The organism is Limosilactobacillus sp., from assembly GCF_022651205.1.
In the GTDB taxonomy this organism is placed as follows: domain Bacteria; phylum Bacillota; class Bacilli; order Lactobacillales; family Lactobacillaceae; genus Limosilactobacillus.
The window spans coordinates 1-17,232 of the sequence record NZ_JALCQI010000003.1 but is presented as its reverse complement, the minus strand read 5'-3'; the positions used below and the strand labels follow the sequence as shown (position 1 = coordinate 17,232).

Here is a 17,232-nt window from a genome sequence, read left to right as displayed (position 1 = left end):
TGGCAGTTCAAACGCTGATAAATCAGCATTTGACCAACCCCTAGTAGGCTAGCTTCGCGTCGACGGAGGTGGGACAACGAACTAGGCAAGCTAGTTCTGTCCCACTCTCATCTTCTTAATCAATTTAATTCTTATCGATAACTAGTCATGTATTATACAAGGGGATTCACTATTTGTAAAACCCGGTTAATTAATTTTATGGAGATATTTCCCCAATTGCTGCCAATCGTCGCGTATAGTCGGTTCAAGTTTCCGACTATACAAAACTGCAGCTGGATGATACATCGGAACTAACTTGGAATTAATCGTTGCTAGTTCATAGCCGCTCCCATCTTTTTTAGCATGTTGAATGGGTTGCTCTAAAAGTTGACCATGAAGCTGACCAATATTAGCTTTTGCTCCAAGGAGCCGCTGCAATGCGGTATTCCCTAACGGAACAATTATCTTCGGTTGAACCTGCTCAAGCTCCCAATCAAAGAGGTTAGCAAAAGCGAGCACTTCTTTCTTCGTTGGCGTGCGATTAGGTTTCTTAACGATAACTTTCCCGGTCTTTTTGTCGGTCACCCGCTTAATTGAATATGGGCGTTGGCGGACAACACTAGTAATATAAACATTCTCGCGATTATAGCCAATCGTTGCGAGCATCTTCATTAGTTCTTTCCCGGAGGCACCAGAAAACGGAATATTATGAACTTCCTCGTGCCGACCAGGAGCTTCACCAACAAGCATTATATCTGGCTTCAACTTTCCCTGACCGGGAGTAAAACCCGCCAAGTTATGTCCAGTAACCCGTTGGTGAACCTCAGCTAAGAGATCTTGTGGGTATTGAATGATCATCCAATCACTCCCTAACCATTATGACGCCACTTTGGATCGGTAATAATCCGGGCAGCAATTAAGCCAAGTGGCAAGAAAACAACAATTAACAAGGCCTTAGTGATCCACAATGCACCAACACTGATTGACGTTAGCCCCATATTATACATTGCCTGGTACATATACAGCCCAGGAACCATAATTACAATTGAAGGAACAGTAATCGAAATTTGTGGGTAGTGGATCTTCCGCTTAACAATTGAGGCAAGGAGTCCCGCAATTAAGGCTCCAATGAATGCGCATGCTCCAGCGGGGATCCCACTATAATCAACTAATTCGAGCCGTGTCGTATTGGCAACCGCACCGATTAGTCCGGCAATTGCCGCCATTTTCGGTGTACTGTTAAACATAATTGAGAAGCCAAAGACACCACCGAAACTCGTTGCAATCCGTAATAGCATTAGCGCAAGTGGTGACAATGGCCATGCGGCTAATGTTCCCGGACGTAACTTCACCGCCATCGCAACGATCCATCCAACCAGAGTTGCCACCACAATAATCGTAACTGCGTAGGCAAGTCGTTCAAGGCCAGAGCGCATATCCAATTTTGAAATGTCAAGGCCGCTGGTAATGAACGGAAATCCGGGAATAATAAAGAGCATTGCACCGATATATCCCGTTTCGTGCCGTGGACTAACGTGGAACATCCACTGCATACCAACAAAGGCAAACAGGTAGAAAAGGCAGGCAACCGCAACGCCAACAGAAACGCAAGCTAACAATGTGATGTGACGATCAATAAGCTTCCGTCGGACATAGTTTCCTAATCCCGCTCCAAGAAAACAACAGGCCATTTCTACCGGACCACCGCCAAGTAGAAAAACGAAGCAGCTACATGCTAAAGCTGCTGCTAAACCAACTTGAATCGGTGTGTAGTTCCCCCGACTATGGGCAATTTGCTCAAGACGATTATGGATCTCACCAATTGTCATCTCACTACCACGCTTGCGGAATTCATCAATGAACCGCTCCATCTTAGATAGCTTAGTGGTATTGATTCCAGTACTTGGCAGAGATAGTGCTTGAGTATAACTATGGTGAGCATCCATACAGGTATATTCTAGCGAAACCAGGCCAATATCTGCCGAACAAGTCATCTTTAATTCCCGGGCGACAATGTTCATTGAGTCCCGTACTCGCCAGGCCCCTGTCCCATAGGAAAGCATCATCAATCCAATTCGTCCAGCAATCGCTGCCCGTTCTACTAAGTTGGCCTCACCTGCTGGCGTAAAGTTGTCATTAGTAAAGAAATCCTGCCAGGGGATTGCCATATGGTGGTGCGATGAAATGTGTGCTGCTGGTTCGAAGCCCATTATTCCTTCCGTATCTTCTGCGTCACTTTTCTTCATGACTGCTCTTCCTCCGTCAATTCCATTTAATTTTAAGTTCACATAAACTATTATACTGACCCTGTCAACTCTTAATTATTTAAGTGAATTTGCTTTACTCGTTCAATGAAGTCCTTTTCATCGTCGCTAAGAACGTACCCCTCGCGGATTACGATCGATATATAAAATTTCTCCGGAATTGGGTCAAGGATATCTAGCGCTTTGATTCCCGGCTCATTGGTAGCGGCATCCTTAACCATTAAACTGATTCCCTTATCCTGACGAACAAGTTCCTTAATCCAGGAAATGTTTGGCAGACGATAAACTACAACCCGTGGTTTTATCTGAGCATAAGCACAATAGGCATGAAAAGCTGATTGGTGAACATATTGCTGATCGTAATTAATAAAATTCTGATCACCAAGCTCATTAAAGTGAACAGCATCTTTTTTTGCAAGCGGGTTTTCTTCACTAACTATCACACCGAATGGGCGGGTCGTTACTAATTCTGCAAAGACACCTTCCTCGTTAATCGATGATGTTGAACCCAAAATGGCAATGTCAATTTTCCCCTTCTGCAATTGGTCAAGTAAATCGTGAGAACCTACTGAAGTTATCCGAAGCCGGGAAAGGAGATCACCAGAAAATTCTTCAACTATTTTAGAAATGTATAGTTTCCCGATAATCAGTGGCAAGCCAAAACGAATCTGTTTCTGATTTGCCCGATCAATTTCTTTCCTGGTTAGATCAAGTTTATCGTTAATCAACACCGCATTTTCATAGAGAAGAAGCCCACTTCGCGTAATCATTTCATCACGGTGAAAACGATCCTTACGAATTAATTGAGTATTAAACTCTTTCTCTAACCGTTGAATTGCCTGCGTAATGCTTGGCTGGGATACCTTAAATTCCTTAGCAACCCGTGTATAATTTTTATATTTAACTAGCGCAACAAAATACTGTAAATCGCGGGTATTCATCTTTGCTCATTCCTTTTTTCTGATACATACCATATCTTACGCCATAATAGATTGGAACGGCAAGCGGAGAATAGTGGCGGGGATCTAAAAAAGACTGACGAGGGTTGTGTTCGTCAGCCTTTTTTTGGGGTTTGTTCGAGGTTGTACTGCGGCATAGTTGAGAACTGCTTGCCGCGACCGAGCCGAAACGTGTTCAGCATAAATTCACTCAAGATAAGATTCTACTGCAACATTGTCGAAACGTGCTTCGCCCGAGTTTCCTAGAGCTAGCAACCTCCTTCCCCAGTAGCTAACTGAGTTCTGTCACCAACTAGTTGGTAGCCAGAACTCTAGTTATCCTTGTGAAGGTTCACAGACGAAAACAAGTTTTCTAGTTCACTCTTTAGGCGCAAGTCGCCTTCGTCAGGAGAAATTGCTAGCCTTCCGGAAACTCTTTGGGGCAAAGACACTCTTTCATTACCACATTCCCAATACTTTCATCAAAAGGCTTCCGATGCCGATCCAAACGACGAGATAGAAGATCCCAAGGACAAGGTTAAGGGACCACCACTTGGATTGAGGAACGTATCCTGAACCGAAGAGGACTGGTGCTGGACCGGAAGCATAGTGGGTGGTTGATGCCATTAAGTTACCGAAGAAGCCAAGCATCAAGGCTGCTAGCATTGGTGGAACGTTAGCTGAGATGGCAACTGCCAAGAAGGCACTGTACATTGCGGTAACGTGAGCAGTTGAACTAGCAAAAAGGTAGTGTGAGTAGAAGTAAACGACGATTAAGATAATTAACACTAGTACCCAGTTCATTCCGTGAAGTGAACTACCAACGGCCTTACTTAACCAAGGAATAAATCCTAGGCTAGTTAATGAACCGGCCATCATAACTAGGACAGAGAACCATGTCAAAGTGTTCCAAGCACCAGTTTCGTGAAGGACATCTTGCCAGCTAAGAACACCACATAGTAGTAATAATCCTAAAGCAATGAACGCAGCAAGTGTTGCGTCAATACCAATGAAACTCCCGACAATCCAAAGAACTAATGCTAAGACAAAGATTACGGCCATCAACTTTTCTGGAAGAGTCATTGGACCCATTTCAGAAAGTTGGTCTTCTGCCCATTGCTTAGCGTTTGGGGTTTCCTTAATTTCAGGTGGGTACATCTTGTAAATTAACCATGGTACAACAACTAATGAAATAATTCCTGGTACCAAGGCAGCCAAGAACCAGCCAACCCAAGTAATGTTAACCCCGTTTCCCTTCGCAAGGGTTTGAACCAGTGGGTTAGCAGCCATCGCGGTCATAAACATTGCGGCGGTGATCATGTCACCATGGTATTCCGCAAAGATTAAGAATGAACCGATTTTCCGCGATGTCCCCTTCTTTGGATCAGAGCCAAATGATTCTGATAATGACTTAATAATTGGGTACAAAACACCACCAGCACGAGCAGTATTACTTGGTGTTGCCGGTGCTAAGATCAGGTCAACCCCAATTAATGAGTAGGCCAACCCAAGGGTCCGCTTACCAAAGGCTTTTACGAAGTTCAAGGCAATTCGCCGACCGAGACCGGTTTTGATAAAGCCTCGAGCAATGAAGAAGGCCATCGCAATCATCCAAATGGAAGCATTACCGAAACCGACAATTGCCTTTTCCATTGGCACGGTCTTAGTGAGAACCGTTAAAGCAAACGCAACGATTGATACACCACCAATTGGCAGTGGTCGAGTAATACATGCAATAATCGTTGCTACGAATAAGGCAAACATATGCCAACCAGCGACTGGAACCGCAGCTGGCTTTATTGGGGTCATAAACCATAAGATTAAGCCAACAATAATTGGCCAAATGAACCCCTTATAATTTACGCTTTCTAATTTTTTCATCTTTCCGTCCCTTAATTAAATAGTAATAATTGCATTTGGCGGTACTACACCACCAGTTTTGCTGTATTTTTATAATCCCCGTGCGTAAAGTGTAACTTGTTGTCCTGCCTGACGACCAAAGACGATCGTTTCAGCAATTGAGTTACCACCAACACGGTTATTTCCGTGGAGACCCCCAGCAACTTCACCGGCTGCGAAGAGGCCCTTAATAATGTCACCATTACCATCAAGCACTTGTGTCTTTGGTGTTACGTGAATTCCACCCATTGTGTAGTGGATTGCTGGAGCAATGTGGATGGCGAAGAATCCAGGTTTAGTAATTCCCCGATCCATCCCCGTCGTCCGGTTAAATTCTGCATCATTATGGTTTTCAGCCGCATCATTCCAAGTCTTCACTGTTTGAGCTAGGTTGCTTGGATCCACGTTAATGTTCTTAGCCAAATCTTCAATGGTATCACCGTGAACAACAAGACCAACCTTATCGTAAAATTCGATGGCCTTGACATGATCACGAATTCCTTGGTCAAAGATTAAGTAAGCACTATGTTCTGGCAAGGCAGTAATAGCATTAGAAACAATCTTTCGAGTATTCAACTCGTTAACAAAACGTTTTCCTTCTCCATTAACCAAGATTGCCCCTTCACCACGAACGGCTTCACCGATTAAGTAAACGTGAGGATTGTCCTGTTGAACAGTTGGGTGAACCTGGACAAGATTCATTTGCATTAACTCAGCACCAACACTTTCAGCTAGCTTTAACCCGTCACCGGTAGCACCTGGTTGGTTCGTAGTCTTGTAGCTTTCGAGATCTGGACGGAACCGTTTGATGTATTCCTTTGAAGCTCCAAATCCACCAGTAGCCAAGATAACAGCCTTAGCATTAATCGTCTTAGTAAGTCCGTCAGCGTTAACTTCAACACCGTTAACCCGACCATCATTAGCTTGGCGTAATTGGGTAACCTTAGTCTTGTTGAAGACCGGAATATTTTCCTTAGCAACAACTTCCAAGAGACTCTTTACTAGGAATCCACCAATTGGAGCCATGCTTGCTGGACGGTGAGTCCGTTTTTTGGACATTCCACCAGTGATAGTAATGTCATCCAACTTAATGTCGTGATCGGCTAACCAATCAATTGCCGGTGCTGTGTGGTAAACAAAGTATCCCAGCATATCCTTATCGTTTAAGCGACCACCATCTTTATAAGTTTCGTGGTAAAAGTCCGCAACGTTATCAATTACGCCGTGGTGAAGTTGGACATTGGTTTCAGCAGCGTTCATTCCGGAAGATGCCCGGTTAGTGTTTCCACCGAGTTCCTCTTCCTTTTCTAAAACAGCAACCTTCATTCCCAATTCATTTGCTTGAATGGCGGCTGAAAGGCCTGTTCCACCAGAACCAATAATTACAACGTCATAGTCATTTTCTAACTTGCCAACAGATGTTGGTTGAAATTTTGCCATTACGCAGTTCTTCCTTTCACTATTAATTCAGAAGCTAATATTAGTCTTTACGGTCAACGTTGGTCATCTTTAACATGTCCATCCATTCATCGTATTGTTCTTCTGTTACCTTGCCTGACTTCAATGCGGCTTCTTTTAAGGTACTTCCTGCCTTATCAGCTGCTTGAGCAATCTTAGCACTGTCATGGTAACCAATATGTGGTGACAATGCAGTAACAGTCATTAATGAGTTATCAACTAATTCTGCCATCCGTTCTTCGTTAACAGTCATGCCATGGATCATCTTGTCAGCAAAGCCCATGATTGTTCCAGTCATCAAGTCAGCAGATTCGAGGAAAGCATCAATCAATACTGGCTTGTAAACGTTCATTTCAAAGTTACCTTGTGATGATGCCATTGTTACAACAGTATCATTACCAAATACCCGTAAAGCAGCCATTGTTACGGCTTCGGCTTGGGTTGGGTTAACCTTACCAGGCATGATTGAAGAGCCAGGTTCGTTAGCTGGAATGTTTAATTCACCATAACCAGCACGTGGACCAGAACCTAGGAAACGAATATCTTGGGCAATCTTAAACATATCAGCAGCAAGACTCTTTAATGCGCCATGAACAACGTCTAAGCCTGAGTGATGAGCCAAGCCATAGAATTTGTTTGAATCTGCGGTTAGGTTCAAGCCATAAACTTCACTGAGCTTTTCAGCAATCTTTTCTGGCATCCCTTCAGCGGCATTCAGACCAGTACCAACGGCAGTTCCACCAATTGCCAATTCGTTCAATGTTGGTTCAAGGGTCTTAATGTAGTCAAGATCGTGTTCGAGGGCAGCTACGTAGCCGGATAATTCTTGACCAAAAGTCAATGGAACGGCATCTTGCAAGTGAGTCCGACCAACCTTAACAGTGTGCATGTACTTCTCTTGCTTTGCCTTTAATTCATCAATCAAGTGTTGAACAGCTGGCTTCAACTTATCAAGAGCTTCCAAGGCAACAACGTTCATTGCTGTTGGGAAGGTATCGTTAGAACTCTGACCCTTGTTAACATCATCGTTAGGTAAGATTTCAATGTCAGGGTTGATTTGGTGTGCCTTGTGAGCAACTACTTCGTTTGTGTTCATGTTGGTCTGCGTACCAGAACCAGTTTGGTAAACCTTCAATGGGAAGTCTTTACGTAAGTCTTCATCACTTAAAGCTAAAAGTTCATCAATTGCTTGAACAATCAAGTTTCCCTTTTCTGCGGAAATTGCCTTGGTTTCCATGTTAGCTTGGGCAGCAGCCTTCTTAATGTTCAATAAGGCACGAATAATGGCTAATGGCATGTACTGACCGGTTGGGAAGTTATTGCGACTCCGTTCTGTTTGTGGGCCCCAAAGTGCATCCGCGGGGATTTGAACTGGACCAAGAGTATCTTCTTCAGTACGGTATTTTGTCATTGTAAAAGCCTCCATTGTATAAATAAACTATCTATTTGTGAAATATTACACATTAATTACACTACTATCCTAACGCGGATTATTATTCATAGTCAAACTTTTAGTACGTTATAATTTTCACTTATACCATTCTCTAAGTTGTGTATTATATCAACGTTCTCAGGCTCTTATATAATATTTTTCACAAATCAAGGCAAATAAAAAATCCAGCTATTTTCTCACGAAAATAACTGGATTTTTGCCGAGATTAAGATTAAAATCACAAAGTTATTGAACATAATTATTCAATCTATTGATTAGTCGTTATTATTAACCGTCACTTTCTCCATGATAATATCCTTTTTTGGCTTATCCATATTATCACGCTTGGCTTGACTAATTTTCTTCACAACGTCCATTCCGTCAATTACCTGGCCAAACACCGTGTGACGATGATCTAACCATGGAGTACCACCGACTTCAGCGTAGTGATCGATAATTTCTTCTGGATAGCCGACAACCTTCATTTGTTCAATCATGTTAGCTGGAACATGTTCATTTGACACAATAAAGAACTGACTACCATTTGTATTTGGACCAGCATTAGCCATTGAAACCGCTCCGGTAAAGTTGAAAAGTTCATCAGAAAATTCATCCTCAAATACTTTTCCATAGATACTTTTACCACCACGGCCAGTACCAGTCAGGTCACCACCTTGAATCATGAAGTCAGGAATAACCCGATGGAAAATAACGCCATCATAGTAACCCTTCTCGGCTAACTGAATAAAATTATTAACCGTCTTTGGGGCTTGTTTCTCAAATAACTGAATTGTTATCTCGCCAAGGTTAGTTTTAATCGTTACTTGTGGTCCCTTGGCAGCCGCAAGATTTAGCTGTGGATATTGCATTTTGTTTTCTCCTTAGGTTTTTTAGGAGGCTAGGTGACATGATCGAGATCTGCGCAGTAGCTGGTGGTTCTAAGGCAACATGGTTGAGATCTGTTCGCCAGAAACTTGCTAGAGCTAGCAACCTCCTTCCTAGGCAACATAGCTTAAACGTGTTCAGCCTAACCTTCCTCGAGCTAACGTTCTAGGCTACATAGTCGAGATCTGTTCGCCGTGACCGCAATCTCCGTCTAACTATCCCGTCCTTGATTGTAAACAATCATCGTCCGGGATTCCTTAGTACTCGATTGCTAGTCCGTCACGGCTCACACTCTAATCACACACGCACCCTTTATGTCGCCGCGTTTGACGTATTTAAGGGCATCGAGGACATTTTCAAATGGGTATTCGGTGACTTCGGGGTGGATGTCGAGGCGGTCGGCAAGGGTGAGGAATTCTTCACCGTCACGACGGGTATTACTTTCGACACTTGTTAATGTCTTTTCGTGGAAGAGGTGTTTCTGGTAGTTCAATTTTGGAACATCGGACATGTGGATTCCGGCCATTGCAAGGGTTCCCCCTGGAATTAGGCTTTCAAGTGCTGGCAATACAATGTCGCCTACTGGGGCAAAAATGATTGATGAATCTAGCGGAACATCGGAAAGATCATATGCTCCATTGGCTGAAACACAACCAAGCTGAAGGGCAAACTTGCGGGCATCGGCACCTCGCGTAAAGACATGAACCTCTACCCCTTGAGCAAGGGCGATCTGTGCTGTGATGTGAGCGGATCCGCCAAAGCCATATAGGCCAAGGCGACCACCTGCAGGAACATTTGCCCGTTCGTATGCCCGATAACCAATAATCCCAGCACAAAGTAATGGTGCTGCTTCGAGATCATTGAACTTAGCAGGGATCCGGTAAGCAAAGCCCTCTGGTACGGTTACGTATTCAGCATAACCACCATCGTGATCCCAACCGGTATAGACTGAATGAGGACAAAGGTTTTCGTGACCAGAACGGCAGAACTTGCAGACGCCGCAAGCATGACGGAACCACGGAATCCCAATCCGTTCACCTAACTTAAACCGTTGTGTCTCTGGTCCAAAGGCAACAACCTTACCAACGATTTCATGTCCCGGCGTAACGTGCTCATGATGAACTGGTAGATCACCTTCCGCAACGTGTAAATCGGTATGGCATACCCCACACGTGAGGACTTTGACAAGGACTTCACCACGTTTAGGCTTAGGAACCGGTTTAGTCACTAGTTTCAGTGGTGATTTTTCACCGTCAATTGGTCCGGGAGTCGTTACTTCCCACGCAAGCATCGTTTCTGGAATCTCAACTTGATTACTCATTTTTAGGACCTCTTTTAATTAACTTTCTATCCTTTATTGTAATCCTTTTCTACTAATTGTGAATTATTAAACAATTTTACTGGTAGCGTTTGGCAATTCTTGTTGTTAGCTCAACCCACTTCTTTTGTAATTGGTTAACGTTAAAGCCTTCGTTGATAGTTGGATCATCCTGCGCCGCCAGTTCTAATCCCGCGGTTCCACCAATATCATCAACGATTCCTTTACCACTACCAGATAATACCTTAGGATCCGTTGATATTAAGCGATAACGGCTGCTTGAGCTAACCTTTTCTACAAGAATATTAAATTGCCACGAATCGCCAAAATCATATTCAAGCGTTAACCGATCTCCCTCTTTGATTTCTCCTAACCAATGAAGAGTAATGTTTTCACCACCATCAAGGTAAGGTAACTGATAATTCTTCTTATTTAAGCGCAAGTCATACAGGTGTGAACCAGTTGCACCAAAACTAGCCATGATAAAGTAACAGAAGTCATCAAGACGAGTTTCGCCATTAAACCGAAATCGGCGCCACATACTTGGCTGGTAATCGGCTAGTGATACCTTTACCTGGTACTGAAGCTTTCGATAGTTATAAGCATGTCTTAACGAAGAACGACGGCGTGCTAGTTCAGATTCAGCACTGTGGAGCATCCTTTCTAACCGGTAACCGGCCTTAGCAGGAGTAGCATCATCAATTGCCTGGTTCAAAGCCTGACTAAACTGGTCAAAGTCAGCATTCGCAAATAGGTGCTGACGCTTAAGGAAACGACCAAATTCCCGGAAAGATGCTCCCATCCCCCGATACTTTGAAGTCGTCAAACGTTCATTATTTCGTTTGCCATAATTAAAAACATAGTAGTAAATTGCTGAAACATCATCGAGGATCGTATTCCCGAGTTCTGCAAGATACGATAAGTAGTCGGTTGCATAATCAGTATCACGATCAATAATTTGGTCACTCTTCCCCAGCTGTTCCAGTGATAATTGGTAGTCCTTAATAATCTCCTCACTAACTTCAGATTCGTTCATAACGTCATTTAGTGACTTGGAATGATAAAGGTAGCGCCGGTTATGCTCGTTAAGATTGGGGTGCGCAGCTAAAGCAAAATTGTTGATAACGTAGCTTTCAAATAATTCGGTAGCTGTTTGAATTTCATTTGTTTCAATATTCTGCAACTTAAGGTTCTTCATTAAAGCTAAGGAAATTGCCGGGTTGCTAGGATCATCGTCCCATTGAATAATATCAGGACGTGTCAATAAGTTTTGAAAGATTTGCAGCCGCTGCTGAAGGGCTGGAGTAACGGGACGAACAAAACTCACCTGTTTTAATTGCTCATCACGAATCATTCGAATCTTGACCCGTGGAACCGGTAAAACTTCTAGCAGCCTAATCAGTTCTCTTTTGAATGCCGCTGTAAATGAACGCGGATCACTGAACTGTTGGGGATGACGAACAATTACTGGTAATGAAAGAAGGTTATTCATCACGATCATAAAGTCACCCGTTACCCTGATGGACCATGCACCGGTACTCATCAGTTGCTGCTCATCAACTAGCCTTGTATTGGCATGTAAATGCTGGGCAACATTGTTTTCAACAGCAATTAACACCATCATCACTCCCTCTTTAAAACGTATTTAACTTAAAACTCACGCTTTGTGGATCTTTTCCCCTTTCTATTGTGACAGAGTAATTAACCGAAAACAAATATTCTAGACATTAAGCATGAAAAACTTAAAATAAATACAAAACACGAAATAATAAAGGAGTAACGAAAAATGATCGATTCAGGTAAATTAGACATTTTTGATCTGAAAAAAATTAAAATCAACCGAACTGCTAAAGAATTGGAAGATGCAGGAAAAGAAAGTCAATCTAAAGTTAGCAGTGCTCAATTAGCGGCTTTTATTCCGGTCCATCGGGATCCAGTAGCGGCAATTCAAAAGACAGAATCTAAAATGATCCAGGAACTCCTTCCCCTCCGCCATGAACGAATGCTTGCAAGCAAGTTTGCCTTCTTCCGGGGAACGGCAGAGTTAATGGAGCAGGATCTTAAGAATCAATATCAAAGTCACATTCCGTTAGTTATCTGTGGGGATTCTCACGTTAATAACTATGGATTCTACGCCTCACCAGAACGACAATTAATCTTTGGTTTAAACGACTTCGATGAATCACGAATTGGTAACTGGGAAAGTGACCTCAAACGGCTCCTGGTTAGTGCCAGACTAGCTGGTGAGGAAAACGGCTTTAGTAGCGCTCAAATAGATGATGTCCTCTACTTAATTACTAAAACCTATCGCCATAGCGTTAAGCGCAATAGTAAATTGAGTCTCTTCGATCGTTTATACTCTTCGTACGAAATCCACGATCTAATGGCAGCAATTGACACGATGAAGAGTAGTGCCAATCAAATGAACGAAATTTTTCATAAAATCACCAAGAAGAGTGCCCGGAGCAACTCAGAACAAATTGTCAAAAAGATGACCGAAACTGACGAAAACGGTAATCTAAGGTTCATCGAAAATGCCCCACGAGCAAAGCATGTTTCTGCACAAAAATACGCTGAAATTCTCGAAGGATTTTCTCATTACCGGGACAATGTTCGTCAAGATATTCGGATTTTTCTTGGCAACTTCAGTATTTCCGACATTATTCGTTACAGCGTCGGTATCGGCAGCTTTGGTACCCGTTGCTACCTGATCCTCCTCATCGGTAATGAGGGTAGCCATTTAGTTCTTCAGGTCAAGGAAGCAATGCCACTCCGCTATAACCTCCTCCGTTTGCCAATCGCTGAGGCAATCAAGAACGGAACTATGGCCGGACGGAGAATTGTTACCGCTCAAAGAACTCTCCAATCATCATCCGATCCTTTCCTCGGCAGTACTGCTTTTGGTGGACGAAGTTATTACATTCGCCAATTCCGTGATATGAAAGAATCAATCAAGATGGAGAAGCTTGACTACGAAAGTTTTAATCTTTACTGTCAAATCTGCAGTTCACTACTAGCGATGGCTCATTTTCAAAGCCCTACTGCGCCGATGATCCGTGGTTACCTAAAGGGACAAAAGAAACTAGATGAAGGTTTTGTCGAATGGACGAATTCCTATGCACAACAAGTTGCTAATGATTACGAGGCTTTCCGCACTAGTCTACAGACAAACAAGAAACTGTCAAATTAACATCAAGTATTAACCCATTAATTAAGTGTGGTAAAATAGTTTTTGTAAGTATTGAAGCGCTTACTTCTATGAGGAGGCAAATATAATTATGAATATTACTAAAGTGCCATTTGGAACTTATCAAGAAAAGCCAGTTACTAAGTATGTTTTGACGAACGATCACGGTGTCCAAGCAGGAATTTTGGACTTTGCTGGCCTGTTACAATCATTTAAGGTCCCAACAAAAGATGGTGGGAAGGCTGATATGATCTTAACCTCAGAAAATCTCGATGAATTTACTAACAACGGTTTCTGCACCAACAGGCTGATCGGACGTGTCGCTGGTCGGATAGCTGATGGTCAATTTGAAATTAACGGTAAGGAATACCATCTTGAACAAAATGAAGGAAAGAATACCCTTCACGGTGGAACAAATGGATTCTATAGTCACATTTGGAATGTTGACTCAACTAAGGAAACAGCAAATGAAGTTACCATTACTTTGAGTCTAACCCTAACCGAAAAGATGGATACGTTCCCAGGAACAATTCACGTTACTGCAACTTATACTTTAGATAATGACGACAACCTCACTTTGAAGTTTAGCGCTAACTCTGATGCCGATACCCTATTTAACCCAACTAACCACACGTATTGGAACATGGCCAAGGCAAGTGCAAAGACGGTTGATCAACTGAAGCTCTATGTTAACTCCAAGAACCACTTGGCTGTTGACGACGGTAAGATCCCTACCGGAGAAAAGCTTGCTAATGAAGGAACACCTTTCGACTTTAGTACACCAACTAAGTTAGGTGATGCTCTGAAGGAAATGGCTTCTACTAAGGAAAATGGTTTTGACGACATTTGGGAAGTTGAACCAAGTCTTACTGAACCAGTTGCCACCCTTGAAGATCCAGAAAGCGGTCGTAAGATGACTCTTTATTCAGACCGGAACGCACTAATTATGTACACCATGAACTCTGATGATCCGGCTGTTTATAACCACGGTGAAGTTCATCCTCACCTAGGAATTGCAATGGAAGCTCAGACACTTTCCGATGCTATCCACCATCCTGAATTTGGTGACATTGTTCTTCATCCAAACGAAGAAAAGAACTGCACTATCAAGTGGCACGTGGAATACTAGAAACTTATATTGAGAATAGAAAAGGTCGTGAAGAAATTGTCTTCACGACCTTTTTGGGTATGTGGTTATAATATGGTTAAGGATAACGCGGTAGCTGAGAGCGGTTCAGCCTAAGTTTCCTCGAGCTAGCGACCTCCTTCCCCAGTAGCTAACTGAGTTCTGTCACCAACTAGTTGGTAGCCAGAACTCTAGTTATCCTTGTGAAGGTTCACAGACGAAAACAAGTTTTCTGGTTCACTCTTTAGGCGCAAGTCGCCTTCGTCAGGAGAAATTGCTAGCCTTCCGGAAACTCTTTGGGGCGAAGACACTCTTATTAGAACCATCCATTTTTTTGCACATTATCGGTGGCTTTGACGGGGATGGTGAATGGGGACATTCCGGTTGGTTTGAGGGTGATGTAACCAACGTGTTGGCCACGTTTAACGGGAGCTTTTAGTTGATGAGTAATTGAGCGGTCGGCTCGTAAGATATTTAGATTGGCTTTCACGCTATTTGTGGTTGTACCTTTAGGAAGCCAAATTGTCGTTGTTTTCTCCAATTTTAAGCCAGTACTGTGCTTATCTTTTGCGTGAACAACATGAGCATCCTGAACTCCCCGAGAGAGTTGCTTAATGGAATTAACTTGGGTTGGTTGATAAACATCTGTTAGTTTTTCATAGAACTGCTGGGCATCCTTTGATTGGGCATTCCAGTCACCTTTTGTATGAAGAGCCACGACGATTATTCGGCGTCCTGCAAATGTCCCGGTTGAAATAATACATTTTCCGGCAGTATCGGTATTACCAGTCTTTAAACCATCAATAGTACCATTTTTCGGTGCAAAGCCATTTTCTGGTAATAGGGAATTAATATTAATCATCCGGTACTCTTGATTGGCACTAACCCGAAAGTTGGCAAATTTTGTCTTGGTAATCTTTAACGAGTCGGGATAAGTTTCAATCAAGTATTTTGAAATAAGGGCCATATCCTTAGCAGAAAACTGGTTTTCGGCGGTCTTCTTAGCGGCCTTCACCCTATTTTTTCCTAAATCACCATTAGCGAGGCCGATCATGTTGTAGATCTTGGCGTCGGTAACTCCGGCCTTTTTTGCAACTGCCTGCATCTTCTTGTTAAATGCTTCAGTGCTTCCCGCATCTGCTAATGCCAACGCCTCTGCGCTCCCATCCGCAGAAACGATCATCATTGATTCAGCCAATTGGCGAATTGTGTAGCTTTCTCCCGCGTTTAACGGAACATTAGAAAAGTGCCAATCATTTGCGACCTTAGCAACTGCTGGTGTGATCTTAACCTTTTGTTGCCAGCGCAAATGATGGTTCTTAACGTCTTGTTCAATTACTGCTAACGTAAGGACCTTAGTTAAAGAGGCTACCGGATAAGTCTTATTGGCATTCTTTTGGTATAATACCTGTCCTGTTTCAGCATCAATAGCATATGCAGCTCGCGCGTTTAAATTTAACTTCGTTGCGTCCGCTTTGACCGAGTTAATTTCCCCAATACTAACTACATTTACGGTCAAAATAGCTATCAGAAACATAATTATTATTTTTTTGAATTTTTTCATCACACTATCGTTTCCCTCTCTCTAAATTATCAGTCTCAATCATAGCGTATTCAGATGTTAAGGGGGTAACTTTTTAATAACATTTTTGAAACATCCCCCAATTGTTTAAATTATCTTAATAATTAGTCCCAGCAACATTCTTTTTTCTAAAATTACTGGTATGATTATTTAATGTTATCAAATTAAAGGAGAGTTTTCATTATGCGTGAATCGCGTCGTCCACGATTTAATCGTCGCAAAATTTTATTATTTATCTTTATAATTTTGGCCGCTTTCTGGGGGATTCACCACTTTACCGCCACTAGTCCTCGACTTAAATCTGCTTGGAATAAGATTATTTTTACGTCGAATAATAATGTCGCTATTGCCGTCTATTCACCGAAGACTCACCGAACCTATGCTTCTTCCAATGTTCCCAACCATAAATTTCATATGGCAAGTACTGTCAAGGTTAGTATTCTCGCTGGCCTTTTGATTAAACAAGACGGCACCCTCTCTACTCACCAACGCTCATTAGCCAAGCAAATGATTGAAGCCAGTGACAATAACTCAACTAGTGAGTTATACAATGATTTAGGCGGTCAATCAGGGCTCCAATCAACCTTTAACCGGTTTGGAATGAACAATTCAACAGCTGACACCTCCTGGGGGTTAAGTACCACCACCCCCAAGGATCAAATCAAACTGCTGAATAATATTTTTTACAAGTCTAATCTTCTTTCCACAAATTCACAGCAATATATTAGCAACCTCATGAGCAATGTTGAAAGTGACCAAATTTGGGGTGTTTCAGCCTCAAGCAACAACTTTGCGTTAAAGAACGGCTGGCTTGAAAATGGTAAAGAAAAATGGATCATTAACAGCATCGGTTACGTTAAGAACGAGAATGGTACTTCTTACACAATTGCAATGTACAGTGATAAAAACCAATCAATGCAAACTGGTGAAGAGGTTCTCAACCAACTCGCCCGTGTTACCAAGCCAATATTGAATTAAAAATCAAGTCTAAAAGAGGCTGGAAATTAACTCAGTCTCTTTACTATTTTAAAGATGATAATGCAATAACGCAGTAGCTGGCTGGCAGTTCAAACGCTGATAAATCAGCATTTGACCAACCCCTAGTAGGCTAGCTTCGCGTCGTAGCCATCCTTGCGGAGGTGGGACAACGAACTAGGCAAGCTA

At 42.6% G+C, this 17,232-nt stretch carries 13 protein-coding genes; 3 read left to right on the top strand and 10 right to left on the bottom strand.

Features of this window, described 5'->3' with window-relative positions:
- Positions 1–186: 186 nt before the first annotated feature.
- The 9 genes from LKJ51_RS01485 to LKJ51_RS01445 all read right to left on the bottom strand — a co-directional run bounded on the left by LKJ51_RS01485 (position 187) and on the right by LKJ51_RS01445 (position 11,797).
- Complete coding sequence (locus tag LKJ51_RS01485; RefSeq protein ID WP_291979357.1) at positions 187–837, bottom strand: uracil-DNA glycosylase; 651 nt, start codon at positions 835–837, stop codon at positions 187–189.
- 11 nt (positions 838–848) lie between these two features.
- Positions 849–2,189, bottom strand: coding sequence for a threonine/serine ThrE exporter family protein (locus LKJ51_RS01480; RefSeq protein ID WP_291979382.1), 1,341 nt, complete (start codon positions 2,187–2,189; stop codon positions 849–851).
- 107 nt (positions 2,190–2,296) lie between these two features.
- On the bottom strand, positions 2,297–3,184 hold the full coding sequence (locus LKJ51_RS01475; RefSeq protein ID WP_291979359.1) for a LysR family transcriptional regulator: 888 nt from the start codon (positions 3,182–3,184) through the stop codon (positions 2,297–2,299).
- Between the two features lie 456 nt (positions 3,185–3,640).
- Positions 3,641–5,062 carry an anion permease gene (locus LKJ51_RS01470; RefSeq protein WP_291979361.1) on the bottom strand — a complete coding sequence of 474 codons (1,422 nt, stop codon included), beginning with the start codon at positions 5,060–5,062 and terminating at the stop codon, positions 3,641–3,643.
- A gap of 69 nt (positions 5,063–5,131) precedes the next feature.
- A complete protein-coding gene (locus tag LKJ51_RS01465) occupies positions 5,132–6,520 on the bottom strand; it encodes a flavocytochrome c (RefSeq protein ID WP_291979363.1) in 1,389 nt (462 codons plus the stop codon).
- Between the two features lie 40 nt (positions 6,521–6,560).
- The gene (locus LKJ51_RS01460; RefSeq protein WP_291979365.1) at positions 6,561–7,949 is read right to left on the bottom strand and encodes a class II fumarate hydratase; all 1,389 of its coding nucleotides are present in this window, start codon (positions 7,947–7,949) and stop codon (positions 6,561–6,563) included.
- A gap of 296 nt (positions 7,950–8,245) precedes the next feature.
- Positions 8,246–8,839, bottom strand: a complete 594-nt coding sequence (locus LKJ51_RS01455) for a peptidylprolyl isomerase (RefSeq protein ID WP_291979366.1) — start codon at positions 8,837–8,839, stop codon at positions 8,246–8,248.
- 302 nt (positions 8,840–9,141) lie between these two features.
- Entirely contained in the window at positions 9,142–10,176 is a 1,035-nt protein-coding gene (locus tag LKJ51_RS01450) for a zinc-dependent alcohol dehydrogenase family protein (protein ID WP_291979368.1), read from the bottom strand.
- Between the two features lie 76 nt (positions 10,177–10,252).
- Positions 10,253–11,797, bottom strand: coding sequence for a plasmid pRiA4b ORF-3 family protein (locus LKJ51_RS01445; protein WP_291979370.1), 1,545 nt, complete (start codon positions 11,795–11,797; stop codon positions 10,253–10,255).
- Between the two features lie 162 nt (positions 11,798–11,959).
- On the opposite strand from LKJ51_RS01445, the gene LKJ51_RS01440 reads away from it, so the two are divergent.
- The gene (locus LKJ51_RS01440; protein WP_291979372.1) at positions 11,960–13,363 is read left to right on the top strand and encodes a DUF2252 domain-containing protein; all 1,404 of its coding nucleotides are present in this window, start codon (positions 11,960–11,962) and stop codon (positions 13,361–13,363) included.
- Between the two features lie 88 nt (positions 13,364–13,451).
- The gene (locus LKJ51_RS01435) at positions 13,452–14,489 is read left to right on the top strand and encodes an aldose epimerase family protein (protein WP_291979374.1); all 1,038 of its coding nucleotides are present in this window, start codon (positions 13,452–13,454) and stop codon (positions 14,487–14,489) included.
- Positions 14,490–14,802: 313 nt separating this feature from the next.
- Here the strand turns inward: LKJ51_RS01435 and LKJ51_RS01430 are convergent, their stop codons facing one another.
- Entirely contained in the window at positions 14,803–16,050 is a 1,248-nt protein-coding gene (locus LKJ51_RS01430) for a D-alanyl-D-alanine carboxypeptidase family protein (protein WP_291979375.1), read from the bottom strand.
- 201 nt (positions 16,051–16,251) lie between these two features.
- Between LKJ51_RS01430 and LKJ51_RS01425 the strand changes: the two genes are divergently transcribed.
- On the top strand, positions 16,252–17,046 hold the full coding sequence (locus tag LKJ51_RS01425; protein ID WP_291979376.1) for a serine hydrolase: 795 nt from the start codon (positions 16,252–16,254) through the stop codon (positions 17,044–17,046).
- The last annotated feature ends 186 nt before the right edge of the window (positions 17,047–17,232 follow it).